Here is an 11,535-nt window from a genome sequence, read left to right as displayed (position 1 = left end):
CTATAGTCAGGAACTCCTTCTTCGATGCCTTCCTGCGCGACGACGTCGAGGCCAGAGGCAAGATGAACTTCACCAGCGCCGACAAGTAGCCGCGCCGTTCAGCGTCACCCCTCGGACAGCGAAGCGTGCCAGTCGTTCAGCTTTTCCAGTTGTGCGTCCAGAGCCTTGGGCCATTGCTGGCGCGACGTCTTGACCACGCCGCCTAGGCGCCGGGACTGCGCCGGCAGCTTGGTGAGATGGAGCGCTTCGACGAATCGCCGTGCAGCCTTCGTTTGGAATTGGCTGGGTCGGGCGTAGCTCAGTACTTCGATGTCATCGGCGTCCGCGCCGGGCCTCACCTGGATGCAGAAGGGCCACAAGCCTGAGCCGGGCGTGTTGCTGAGCGAGTCCCATCGGGGATGGTTGAAATACAGGTGCTTGCGGCCGTACTCGATGCGCAGCCCCCGGTCCAGCGCCGCGGCGCAAAGCGGGGCACACCAGAGGTACCCTATCACTTCGCTCCAGCGCTGCCAGTCGCGCAGATACATCGCGTCGATGCGCAGCAGGCCGTCGTTGGCGACATGCGTGAAGGCGTGGGCCCAGCTTTGGTCCTCCAGCCGCCGCATCCAGCGCAGCACGGCCGGGTGGGCGTGGGCAATGCGTATCGCCTGCTCGCCGGCCTCGTGATCGCGGCGAACGAGGTAGCTCGCGTAGGACCTGAGCGCCTGCAGGCCGGCACTCTGGCGGCGTCGGTCCAGGTGCAACCCGGTCAGGAAGCCGCGAAGCCACTCGAAGTCCAGCGGAATCCATCCGTCCTTGCGTGCCTGGGCGTGGTTGCGTGACTCCGAATCCAGCAGGACGTGGACCACCGCCCAACCCTTGAAATCCCGGTCGAGCCCGTTCTTGTAGTCCGGCAACTGCTGGTCACTGAGCTTGGCGCCCGTCTTGAGTTCGATGGCGATGATCGCCTTAGCCTTGGGGTTCACCACCACGAGATCGCAGCGCCGCATGCCGATGCTGAATTCCTGGCACACCACCGCAGACTTCCAACTCAGGCGCGCCAGACGCGCCACATCGGCGAGGAGCGGGGCCCGGGTTCGCGCCGCCTTGAGCAGTGCCTTGAGCGCCTGGTCGCCTAGCCCATGCTCGCTCGACGGGTCGAACAGCCATTGCAGGATGCGCGCCTGCGGGACTTCGGTGGGATAGGCGATCTCCAGCAGCTAACGGCCCGTGTAGCCAGCCTGAAACTGCTGCACAGCCTTGTCGTTCAAGAAGGCTCTGACCTGTGCGGCGCTGGGCGTCCGGAGCGTGGCGGCGGTGTCTTGTGCCATCGGCAGAGCGTCTATTTGCCAATGCAGAAGCTGCTGAAGATCACCCCCAGCAGTTCGTCCGCCGAGAACGCGCCGGTGATCTCTCCCAGCGCGTCGTGGGCCAGGCGCAGCTCCTCGGCCAGCAGGTCCAGCGCTGCGTCGCGCTGCTCGGCGATGGCGCGGGCCAGTTCGAGGTGCTCCGCCGTGCGCGCGAGTGCCTGCACATGGCGCTCGCGGGCGATGAACAGGCCTTCCGGCACGGCCTGCCAGCCGGCCGTCTTCAGCAGGCGCTGGCGCAGCGCCTCCAGGCCGTCGCCGGTCTTCAGGCTCAGTGCGATCTCGCCCTCGGGTGCTGCCGCGAGGTCGGCCTTGTTGAACACCTGCACGATGCGGCTTGAGTCGACAGCAGCCAGCCGCGCGCGGATGCGCTCGTCCTCGGCCTCGTAGTCGGGCTGGCCCACGCGGCCCAGGTCGTGCAGGAACAGCACGACGTCGGCGTCCGCAATGGCATCCCACGAGCGCGACACGCCGATGCGCTCGACCTCGTCGGCCGTCTCGTCGCGCAGGCCGGCCGTGTCGGTGATGTGCAGCGGCACGCCTTCGATCTGGATGGTCTGGCTGACCTTGTCGCGTGTCGTGCCGGGGATGGGCGTGACGATGGCCAGCTCGGCGCCGGCCAGCGCGTTCAGCAGCGAGCTCTTGCCCACGTTGGGCTGGCCGGCGAGCACGACTTTGAGGCCGTCGCGCAGCAGCGCGCCCTGGCGCGTGCGGGCCTGGACGGCGCTCAGTTGCGCCGTCAGGCGGTCCAGCCGCCCGAACGCGTCGGCCTTCTCCAGGAAGTCGATCTCCTCCTCGGGGAAGTCCAGCGTTGCCTCCACCAGCATGCGCAGCTGGATGAGCTGGTCTCGCAGCACGCCAACCTCGTGGCTGAGCGCCCCGCCTAAAGCGCGGCTGGCGCTGCGCGCTGCGGCTTCGGTGCTGGCGTCGATGAGGTCGGCCACGGCCTCGGCCTGCGCCAGGTCCAGCTTGCCGTTCATGAAGGCGCGCTGCGTGAACTCGCCCGGCTCGGCCAGCCGCACATTCAGGCCAGCCTCGATGACGCGCGCCAGCAGCAGTTGCATGACAACCGCGCCGCCGTGGGCCTGGAGCTCAAGCACGTGCTCGCCGGTGTAGGAATGCGGCGCCGGGAAGTGCAGCGCCAGCCCCTGGTCGATGGCCATGCCGGCCGCGTCGCGGAACGGCAGGTAGGTCGCCTCGCGGGCCTTCAGCGCGCGGCCGCAGACGGCCTCGATCAGCGGTGTCAGGGCCTGCGGCGACGACACCCGCACGATGCCCACGGCGCCGCGCCCGGGGGCGGTGGCGATGGCGGCGATGGGGTCGGCGTGTCGGGCGAGCATGAGCGCGATTGTCGCGGCGCCGAAAAAGAAACAGCCGCTCGGGTGAGCGGCTGTTTCAGGTGTTGGCGCGGGGGAGGCCAGGTTCGAGCGCTCTCGTGAGGCTCGTCCGGGCCGGTGTTCTCTGCCCCGCGTCGCCATTGAACTGCTACGCGCGGGCACAAAAAAGCCCCCGGGCGCGGGGGCTGTGCAGATTCACGTGATTCAGTTCACGCCCAATTGTCTGTTGATCATCCACTGCTGCGCGATCGACAGGATGTTGTTCGTCAGCCAGTACAGCACCAGGCCGGCCGGGAAGACGAAGAACATGATGCCGAAGGCGACGGGCATGATCCACATCATCTTTTGCTGCATCGGGTCGGCTGCCGGCGGGTTGAGCCAGACCTGGAACAGGCTGGACAGCATCATCAGCAGCGGCAGGATGAAGTAGGGGTCGCGCACCGACAGGTCGGTGATCCACAGCATCCACGGCGCCTGGCGCATCTCGACCGTGGACAGCAGCACCCAGTACAGCGCCATGAAGATGGGCATCTGCAGGAAGATGGGCAGGCAGCCGCCGATGGGGTTGATCTTCTCCTCGCGGTAGATCTTCATCATCTCCTGCTGCATTTCCTGCGGCTTGTCCTTCAGGCGCTCCTTCATGTCGTTGATGCGGGGCGCCACGGCCTTCATGCGGGCCATGGACTTGTAGGCGCTGGCGTTCAGGCCGTACAGCGCGATCTTCAGCAGCAGCACCAGCGCGACGATGGTCCAGCCCCAGTTGCCGATGAAGCCGTGCAGCTTGTCCAGCAGCCAGAACAGCGGCTCGGCCAGGATGGTCAGCATGCCGTAGTCCTTGACGCGCTCCAGGCCGGTGGCCAGCTTGGCGAGGTTGTTCTCCTCCTGCGGGCCGGCGAACAGCGTGGCGTTCTGCGTCGTGCTGGCGCCGGGCGCCAGCGTGGGCAGCGTGAACACCATGCCGGTGGCGTAGGTGTCAGGCGAGACGCCAACGGTGCCCGGACGCTTCTGCACGAAGAACTCGCGGTTGCCCGGCTCGTTCACCAGCCAGGCGCTGGCGAAGTAGTGCTGCACCATCGAGACCCAGCCGTCGTTGGCATGCTTCTCGATGTCGACCTTGTTCTTGTCGATGTCCTCGAACTTGATGGTCTTGAACTTGGCCTTGTCGTTGTAGACGGCCGGGCCGGTGAAGCTGGGCGTGAAGGCCGCGCCGCCGGTGACGGTGGAGCCGTCGCGCACGAGCTGCAGGTAGACCTGCGGCGTGACCGGTGCGGCGCCGGCATTGATGACCTCGTGCGAAACGCCCACCGTGTAGGCGCCGCGCTTGAACGTGTAGGTCTTGACCAGCTTGACGCCGCCGACCTCGGCCGATTCCAGCCGCAACTTGACCTCGTCCTTGCCGGCTTCCAGCTCGCGCGGACCTTCGACGGCCGTCATCGGCGTGTTGTGCGTCGGCAGCGGGCCGCTGCCGCCCACCAGGCCGGTCTGGGCGCGGTAGTGCTGCGCCGCGTTGAACAGCACGACCGGCTCGGGCGTGAACTCGGGCTTCTTCTGCAGATGCACCATCTGCAGCAGCTGGTCCGTCACCGTCGGGTCGGGTGAAGTGAGGTACTTGGGCAGCTCGGCGCGGACGATGTCGCCGCCCAGCGTGTCGACGGTGACCGTCAGCACGTCGGTGCGGATCGTGACCTTCTCGGACGGCGCAGCAGCCGGGGCGGCGGTGTTGGCCGCAGCCTGGGCGCCGCCGGTGGCCGACGTCGCGGCCGGCACGCCGCTGGCGGCGGCGCCGGTGGGCGCGGTGGCGGCGGCCTTCGGGGCCGGGCTGAACATCGAGGGATGCCCGTTGTGCTTTTGCCAGCCGTCCCACAGCAGGACGAGGGACATGGTGAACACCACCCACAGCACGGTGCGGCGAATATCAGTCATGGGGAGACTCGGACGAGGAAGAGGACGACGCGCAGGCGCGCACCGTGGAGGTGGAGGAGAGGAGGCGGCTGAACAACCGCGGCGGATTGTCAGGCACGGGGTCGTGCCCGCCGTCGCACCACGGCGCGCAGCGCAGGATGCGGTGCACGGTCAGGTAGCTGCCGGCCAGCGCGCCGTGTTTTTCCAGCGCGGCCAGCGAGTAGCGCGAGCAGGTCGGCTCGAACCGGCAGGCGTTGCCCAGCCACGGGCTGAGCATGAGGCGGTAGCCGCGAACGACGGCCATCAACGCGCGGGCGGGCCAGCTGGGCGTCATGCCGGCTTCCCCGCCTTGGGCGCGAGCACACGGTCCAGCAGCTGGGCCAGCTCGGCGCGCGCAGCCGCGCGCAGCGCGTCGGACGCGGCGCTGGGGAACTTCTGGCGGTCAAACGGTGAACGCAAGCGCACGACCCACAAACCCGGCGGCATGCCGGGGCGTTCGGCAAATGCGGCGCGAATCTGGCGCTTCAAGAGCTGACGCGTCACCGAGCGCTTGGCGTGCCGCTTGGGCACGACCATGCCCACCCAGCAGCCCTCGACAGCAATCAGGGACTCGATGGGTGGCGCTTGCTCCACAGGGGTGTGCGCATCCTGTGAGTCATCTGTTGATAACTCAGCTTGGGCTGTGCGCAACTTGGCCGCATGCCAGGCGCTGGGCGCCGGATCGGCCGAGAGGTGGTGCAACGCGAAATGCGCGCTGCGGGAGCGGCTCGGGCGGGCGAGCACCCGCTCGAAATCCACCGGGCGTTGGATGCGACCGATCATCAGGTGCCCGGCAGGCAGGCGGCGCGGAGCACCGCCTTGTGCGACAAGACCTTAGACGGCCAGGCGCTTGCGGCCCTTGGCGCGGCGAGCGGCGATGACGGCACGGCCGCCACGCGTCTTCATGCGCACGAGGAAGCCGTGGGTGCGGGCGCGGCGGGTCTTGGAGGCTTGGTAAGTACGCTTCATGGGGAACCTCTTTGGAGGGTTTGTTCAGGCTGGGCGCAGCGGTTGGCACCCGGCAATGGCGCCGACGCCCCCTGAGAGACCCCGGCCGACGGGCGCACGGCAATGACTCGCCAATGCGCGAAAACCCGGCATTACAGCAGATGACGCGGCGTCGGTCAATAAGTTGCCGGTCTCAAGGCGGGTTTGCCAGGGATTGACCCCCTTCGAAATTCTGTGGATAACCCCCGGTCTGGCGGGCGCCGACTCCGTACAATCCGGCTGCTCGAAAACAAGTTTTCCACAATGAGCCTAGAAGAACACAACAGGGCGGATGGGATGCAGGTGACAGCGGGCATGAACACGGCGGAATGGGCTTCGGACCTCTGGCGGCGCGGTTGCGAGCGCCTGGCCACCGAACTGCCCGAGCAGCAATTCAACACCTGGATTCGCCCGCTGCCGCCCGCCACCGTGGCCGGCGAGGGTGCCGATGCGGCCAGCGCGCTGGTGGCCACGTTGAAGGTGCCCAACCATTTCAAGCGCGACTGGATCCGTCGCCAGTACGCGGCCCGCATCGAGGCCATCCTGACCGAGCTGGCCGGCCGCCCGACGCGGCTGGAGCTGGCGCTGGCCGCGCGCGATGCGTCGGCGGCGGCGATTGCCGTGCCGGCCCCCGCGGCCGTGGTGCCGCAGCAGCCATCCCTGCTGCCGCCCGAGCCCAGCGCGGCCCTGCGGCCCGTCGTGCAGCCGCCCGCAGCGCCCGTCATGCTGCCTTCGCAGGCGCCGGCCTCGGCCAAGCACCGCATCAATCCGCAGCTGACCTTCGACACGCTGGTGCCCGGCCGCGCCAACCAGATGGCGCGCACCGCCGCGCTGCATGTGGCTGGCGCGCCTGGCGTCACCTACAACCCGCTGTTCATCTACGGCGGCGTGGGCCTGGGCAAGACCCACCTGATCCACGCCGTCGGCAACGCGCTGCTGAAGGACCGCCCCGACGCCCGCGTGCTGTACCTGCACGCCGAGCAGTTCATCTCGGACGTCGTCAAGAACTACCAGCGCAAGACCTTTGACGAGCTCAAGGCCAAGTACCACTCGCTGGACCTGCTGCTGATCGACGACGTGCAGTTCTTCGCCGGCAAGGACCGCACCCAGGAGGAGTTCTTCAACGCCTTCGAGGCGCTGCTGGCCAAGAAGGCGCACATCATCATGACGTCGGACACCTACCCCAAGGGGCTGGTGGACATCGACGAGCGCCTGACCAGCCGCTTCGACGCCGGCCTGACGGTGGCCATCGAGCCGCCCGAGCTGGAGATGCGTGTCGCCATCCTGATCAAGAAGGCGATTGCCGAGGGCGCACCCATGCCCGAGGACGTGGCCTTCTTCGTCGCCAAGAACGTGCGCGCCAACGTGCGCGAGCTGGAGGGCGCGCTGCGCAAGGTGCTGGCCTACGCCAAGTTCTCGCACAAGGAGATCAGCATCACGCTGGCCCGCGAGGCGCTGAAGGACCTCCTGTCCATCCAGAACCGCCAGATCGGTGTGGAGAACATCCAGAAGACGGTGGCCGACTTCTACAAGATCAAGGTCGCCGACATGTACTCCAAGAAGCGCCCGGCCAGCATCGCCCGGCCGCGCCAGATCGCGATGTACCTGGCCAAGGAGCTCACGCAGAAGAGCCTGCCCGAGATCGGCGAGCTGTTCGGCGGGCGTGACCACACGACCGTGCTGCACGCGGTGCGCAAGATCGGCGGCGAGCGCCAGAAGAACACCGAGCTGAACCAGCAGCTGCACGTGCTGGAGCAGACGCTCAAGGGCTGAGCGTGGTGGCGGGCTACGGGTTGTCCCGTAGCCTCCAGAACTGCCGCCTTGGCCGGCGGCGCACCCTTTCCGGGCGACAATCGCAGCTTTACGCGCGCGCGCGTTTTCTGGGTCTGCGCCCAGCAAGAAATCCTCCCAAAGATCCTCCAAAGAGGCCCTCATGATCGTTTTGAAAGCTCCCCAGGACCAGGTGCTCGGCGCGCTGCAGGCGGTGTCCGGCATCGTCGAGCGGCGCCACACGCTGCCCATCCTGGCCAACGTGCTGATCCGCAAGACCGGCAACCAGGTGGAGCTGACGACGAGCGACCTCGAGATCCAGGTGCGCACGACGGTGCAGTTCGACGGCGACGCCGGCAACCTGAACACCACCGTCGGCGCCCGCAAGCTGATCGACATCCTGCGCGCGCTGCCCAGTGACGCGACCGTCAGCCTGACGAGCAACCAGAACAAGATGACGCTGCAGGGCGGCAAGAGCCGCTTCACGCTGCAGACGCTGCCGGCCGACGACTTCCCGCTGGTGCAGGAAGCCGCCGACTTCGGCCCCGCGTTCAGCGTGCCGCAGAAGGCACTGAAGGGCCTGATCAACCAGGTGCACTTCGCGATGGCGGTGCATGACATTCGCTACTACCTCAACGGCATCCTGTTCGTCGCCGAAGGCAAGAACCTGACGCTCGTGGCCACCGACGGCCACCGCCTGGCGCTGGCCCAGGCCGAGCTGGACACCGACATCCCCAAGCAGGAAGTCATCCTGCCGCGCAAGACGGTGCTGGAGCTGCAGCGCCTGCTGAAGGACGGCAAGGACGACGATGCCATCGAGATGCGCTTTGCCGGCAACCAGGCCAAGTTCAGCTTCTCGGGCATGGAGTTCGTGACCAAACTGGTCGAGGGCAAGTTCCCCGACTACAACCGCGTCATCCCCAAGAACCATAAGTTCCGCCTGACGCTGGGCCGCGCGCCGCTGCTGGCCAGCCTGCAGCGCGCCGCCATCCTGACCAGCGAGAAGTTCAAGGCCGTGCGCCTGACCTTCGAGCCGGGCCTGCTGTCCATCGCGTCCAGCAACGCCGAGCAGGAAGAGGCCAAGGAAGAGATCGAGATCGACTACGGCGGCGACAAGATCGAGACCGGCTTCAACGTGACCTACCTGATGGACGCGCTGTCCAACATGAGCCAGGACATGGTCTGCATCGACCTCAACGACAGCGCCTCCAGCGCGCTGCTGACCATCCCCGACACGACCGGGTTCAAGTACGTCGTCATGCCGATGCGGATCTAGCGATCCGCTTCAGCATCCTGCCGAATGTTCCGCACCCCCTGCCCCCCGCCAAGCGGGGGGTTCTGGTTTGAGAGTTGTACCGGCCGCGTTGCGGCCCTGAAAGTCCCCGATGAGCGATAGCGTCACCCCCGAGAACACTCCCGCACCGGCTCCGCAACCTGCGGCCTACGACGCCAGCTCCATCCAGATCCTGGAAGGCCTGGAAGCGGTGCGCAAGCGCCCGGGTATGTACATCGGCGACACGTCGGACGGCACGGGCCTGCACCACCTCGTGTTCGAGGTGGTCGACAACTCCATCGACGAGGCGCTGGCCGGCCACTGCGACGACATCGTCGTCACCATCCACACCGACAACTCCATCTCCGTCATCGACAACGGCCGCGGCATCCCCACCGGCGTCAAGATGGACGACAAGCACGAGCCCAAGCGCTCGGCCGCCGAGATCGCGCTGACCGAACTGCACGCCGGCGGCAAGTTCAACCAGAACTCGTACAAGGTCTCCGGCGGCCTGCACGGCGTGGGCGTGTCCTGCGTGAACGGCCTCTCCAAGTTCCTGCGCCTGACCGTGCGCCAGAACGGCAAGGTGCACTTCCTGGAGTTCGCCAAGGGCATCCCGCAGGACGGCGAAAGCGTCATGGTCGACGGCTTCGAGACCCGCCCGATGAAGATCATCGGCGAGACCGACAAGCGCGGCACGGAAGTCCACTTCCTGCCCGACACCGAGATCTTCAAAGAGAACAACGACTACCACTACGACATCCTTGCCAAGCGCCTGCGCGAGCTCTCGTTCCTGAACAACGGCGTCAAGATCCGCCTCGTCGACGAGCGCAACAACAAGGAAGACAACTTCGCCTACGCGGGCGGCGTGAAGGGCTTCGTCGAGTTCATCAACAAGGGCAAGACGACGCTGCACCCGAACATCTTCCACGCGCAGGGCGACAAGATCAGCGACCAGGGCACCAACGTCGGCGTCGAAGTGGCCATGCAGTGGAACGACGGCTTCAACGAGAACGTCCTCTGCTTCACCAACAACATCCCGCAGCGTGACGGCGGCACCCACCTGACCGGCCTGCGCGCCGCGATGACCCGCGTCATCAACAAGTACATCGACGACAACGAGCTGGCCAAGAAGGCCAAGGTCGAAGTTGCCGGTGACGACATGCGCGAAGGCCTCGCCTGCGTCGTGTCCGTCAAGGTGCCCGAGCCCAAGTTCAGCTCGCAGACCAAGGACAAGCTGGTCTCGTCGGAAGTGCGCGGCCCGGTGGAGGACATCGTCAGCCGCCTGCTGACCGACTACCTGCTGGAGAACCCGCTCGACGCCAAGATGATCTGCAGCAAGATCCTTGACGCCGCCCGCGCCCGCGAGGCCGCCCGCAAGGCCCGCGAGATGACGCGCCGCAAGGGCGTGCTCGACGGCCTGGGCCTGCCCGGCAAGCTGGCCGATTGCCAGGAAAAGGACCCGTCGCTCTGCGAAATCTACATCGTGGAGGGTGACTCCGCCGGTGGCTCCGCCAAGCAGGGCCGAGACCGAAAGTTCCAGGCCATCCTGCCGCTGCGCGGCAAGATCCTGAACGTCGAGAAGGCCCGCTACGAGAAGCTGCTGACCAGCAATGAAATCATCACGCTGATCACAGCGTTGGGCACCGGCATCGGCCGCGGCGCCGGCAGCGACGACTTCAACCCCGACAAGCTCCGCTACCACCGCATCATCATCATGACCGACGCGGACGTGGACGGCGCCCACATCCGCACGCTGCTGCTGACTTTCTTCTACCGCCAGATGCCCGAGCTCGTGGAGCGCGGCCACATCTACATCGCGCAGCCGCCGCTGTACAAGGTCAAGGTCGGCAAGCACGAGCAGTACCTCAAGGACGGCCACGAGTTCGACGCCTTCCTGCTCAAGGTCGCGCTGCAGGACGCGCACCTGGACACCGGTGCCGGTGCCACGCTGACCGGCGACGCGCTGGACACGCTGGCCCGCAAGTACGTCACCGCGCAGAGCGTCATCGAGCGCCTGTCCAACTGGATGGACGGCGAGGCCCTGCACGTGCTGGCCAATGGCCTGGCGCTGAAGGTCGACACCCGCGAAGACGCCGAAGCCAGCGCCGCAGCGCTGAAGAGCCGGTTGCACCACGCCGAGGTGACGGTCGAGACCGACCCGCGCACCGACAAGTTCTTCCTGAAGATCGCCCGCACCCACCACGGCAACGTGCGCGCCAGCGTCATCTCCGCCGACTTCGTGCACGGCGCCGACTACGAAGTGCTGGCTGACGCCGGCCTGAGCTTCCAGGGGCTGATCCAGCCCGGCGCCATTGTGCGCAAGGGCGAGGGCGAGAAGGCCAAGGAACACAAGGTCGACGACTTCCGCGCCGCCATGGCTTGGCTGATGAGCCAGGCCGAAGGCAGCGTCGGCCGCCAGCGCTACAAGGGCCTGGGCGAGATGAACCCCGAGCAGCTGTGGGAAACGACGATGGACCCCACGGTGCGCCGCCTGCTGCGCGTGCAGATCGACGACGCCATCGAGGCGGACAAGGTGTTCACGATGCTGATGGGCGACGAGGTCGAGCCGCGACGCGACTTCATCGAGACTAACGCGCTGCGTGCGGGCAATATCGACGTTTGATCTGTGTGTGGCCGTGAGCAAAGTTTTGCCGAATCGACGGCAAAGTCCTGCCGCTCCGACGCAATCGGGGTGAAACCAACATCCGACAGGCCCTTCTTGGGCCCCGTCGCGATCGCGATTGGCGGGAGCTGATCGACGCCTGCAACGCCAGGATGAAAGCGCGGGTTCGCCGTCGATTCTGTTGACGCTCGCCGAAAACTGACCCGCCAACCGGGGTGATGCTCGCGCAAAACTGACCCACGCAAACACACTGCC

Annotated in this window: 9 protein-coding genes; 3 read left to right on the top strand and 6 right to left on the bottom strand. The window is 66.8% G+C overall.

Features of this window, described 5'->3' with window-relative positions:
- Nucleotides 1–104 precede the first annotated feature (104 nt).
- The 6 genes from AC1Q7O_RS26870 to rpmH form a co-directional block, all read right to left on the bottom strand.
- Entirely contained in the window at nt 105–1,190 is a 1,086-nt protein-coding gene (locus AC1Q7O_RS26870; protein WP_492662775.1) for a PD-(D/E)XK nuclease family protein, read from the bottom strand.
- A gap of 131 nt (nt 1,191–1,321) precedes the next feature.
- On the bottom strand, nt 1,322–2,686 hold the full coding sequence (gene mnmE, locus AC1Q7O_RS26865) for a tRNA uridine-5-carboxymethylaminomethyl(34) synthesis GTPase MnmE (RefSeq protein WP_492662289.1): 1,365 nt from the start codon (nt 2,684–2,686) through the stop codon (nt 1,322–1,324).
- Nucleotides 2,687–2,887: 201 nt separating this feature from the next.
- The gene (yidC, locus tag AC1Q7O_RS26860; protein WP_492662290.1) at nt 2,888–4,606 is read right to left on the bottom strand and encodes a membrane protein insertase YidC; all 1,719 of its coding nucleotides are present in this window, start codon (nt 4,604–4,606) and stop codon (nt 2,888–2,890) included.
- Nucleotides 4,599–4,919 (bottom strand): membrane protein insertion efficiency factor YidD, encoded by a 321-nt coding sequence (gene yidD, locus AC1Q7O_RS26855; RefSeq protein ID WP_492662291.1) that lies wholly within the window; start codon nt 4,917–4,919, stop codon nt 4,599–4,601. Before yidD ends, yidC begins: the two co-directional genes overlap by 8 nt.
- Nucleotides 4,916–5,407 carry a ribonuclease P protein component gene (locus AC1Q7O_RS26850; RefSeq protein ID WP_492662292.1) on the bottom strand — a complete coding sequence of 164 codons (492 nt, stop codon included), beginning with the start codon at nt 5,405–5,407 and terminating at the stop codon, nt 4,916–4,918. The genes yidD and AC1Q7O_RS26850 overlap by 4 nt, the downstream gene beginning before the upstream one ends.
- 51 nt (nt 5,408–5,458) lie before the next feature.
- Nucleotides 5,459–5,593, bottom strand: a complete 135-nt coding sequence (rpmH, locus tag AC1Q7O_RS26845; protein WP_054021782.1) for a 50S ribosomal protein L34 — start codon at nt 5,591–5,593, stop codon at nt 5,459–5,461.
- Nucleotides 5,594–5,926: 333 nt separating this feature from the next.
- On the opposite strand from rpmH, the gene dnaA reads away from it, so the two are divergent.
- The 3 genes from dnaA to gyrB all read left to right on the top strand — a co-directional run bounded on the left by dnaA (nt 5,927) and on the right by gyrB (nt 11,280).
- The gene (dnaA, locus tag AC1Q7O_RS26840; protein WP_492662293.1) at nt 5,927–7,384 is read left to right on the top strand and encodes a chromosomal replication initiator protein DnaA; all 1,458 of its coding nucleotides are present in this window, start codon (nt 5,927–5,929) and stop codon (nt 7,382–7,384) included.
- A 160-nt stretch (nt 7,385–7,544) separates the two neighbouring features.
- Nucleotides 7,545–8,657: a DNA polymerase III subunit beta gene (dnaN, locus tag AC1Q7O_RS26835; protein ID WP_492662294.1), complete on the top strand. Its 1,113-nt coding sequence runs from the start codon at nt 7,545–7,547 to the stop codon at nt 8,655–8,657.
- A 109-nt stretch (nt 8,658–8,766) separates the two neighbouring features.
- A complete protein-coding gene (gyrB, locus tag AC1Q7O_RS26830; protein WP_492662295.1) occupies nt 8,767–11,280 on the top strand; it encodes a DNA topoisomerase (ATP-hydrolyzing) subunit B in 2,514 nt (837 codons plus the stop codon).
- Nucleotides 11,281–11,535: the final 255 nt, after the last annotated feature.

The sequence above is a fragment of the Roseateles sp. GW823-FHT07B05 genome (assembly GCF_058794515.1).
This window is presented reverse-complemented; position numbering and strand designations above follow the sequence as displayed.

What these genes read in the sequence shown, in the direction of transcription:
- mnmE (WP_492662289.1), bottom strand. Translation starts at nt 2,686, where the DNA reads ATGCTCGCCCGACACGCCGACCCCATCGCCGCCATCGCCACCGCCCCC.
- yidC (WP_492662290.1), bottom strand. Translation starts at nt 4,606, where the DNA reads ATGACTGATATTCGCCGCACCGTGCTGTGGGTGGTGTTCACCATGTCC.
- yidD (WP_492662291.1), bottom strand. Translation starts at nt 4,919, where the DNA reads ATGACGCCCAGCTGGCCCGCCCGCGCGTTGATGGCCGTCGTTCGCGGC.
- AC1Q7O_RS26850 (WP_492662292.1), bottom strand. Translation starts at nt 5,407, where the DNA reads ATGATCGGTCGCATCCAACGCCCGGTGGATTTCGAGCGGGTGCTCGCC.
- rpmH (WP_054021782.1), bottom strand. Translation starts at nt 5,593, where the DNA reads ATGAAGCGTACTTACCAAGCCTCCAAGACCCGCCGCGCCCGCACCCAC.
- dnaA (WP_492662293.1), top strand. Translation starts at nt 5,927, where the DNA reads ATGAACACGGCGGAATGGGCTTCGGACCTCTGGCGGCGCGGTTGCGAG.
- dnaN (WP_492662294.1), top strand. Translation starts at nt 7,545, where the DNA reads ATGATCGTTTTGAAAGCTCCCCAGGACCAGGTGCTCGGCGCGCTGCAG.
- gyrB (WP_492662295.1), top strand. Translation starts at nt 8,767, where the DNA reads ATGAGCGATAGCGTCACCCCCGAGAACACTCCCGCACCGGCTCCGCAA.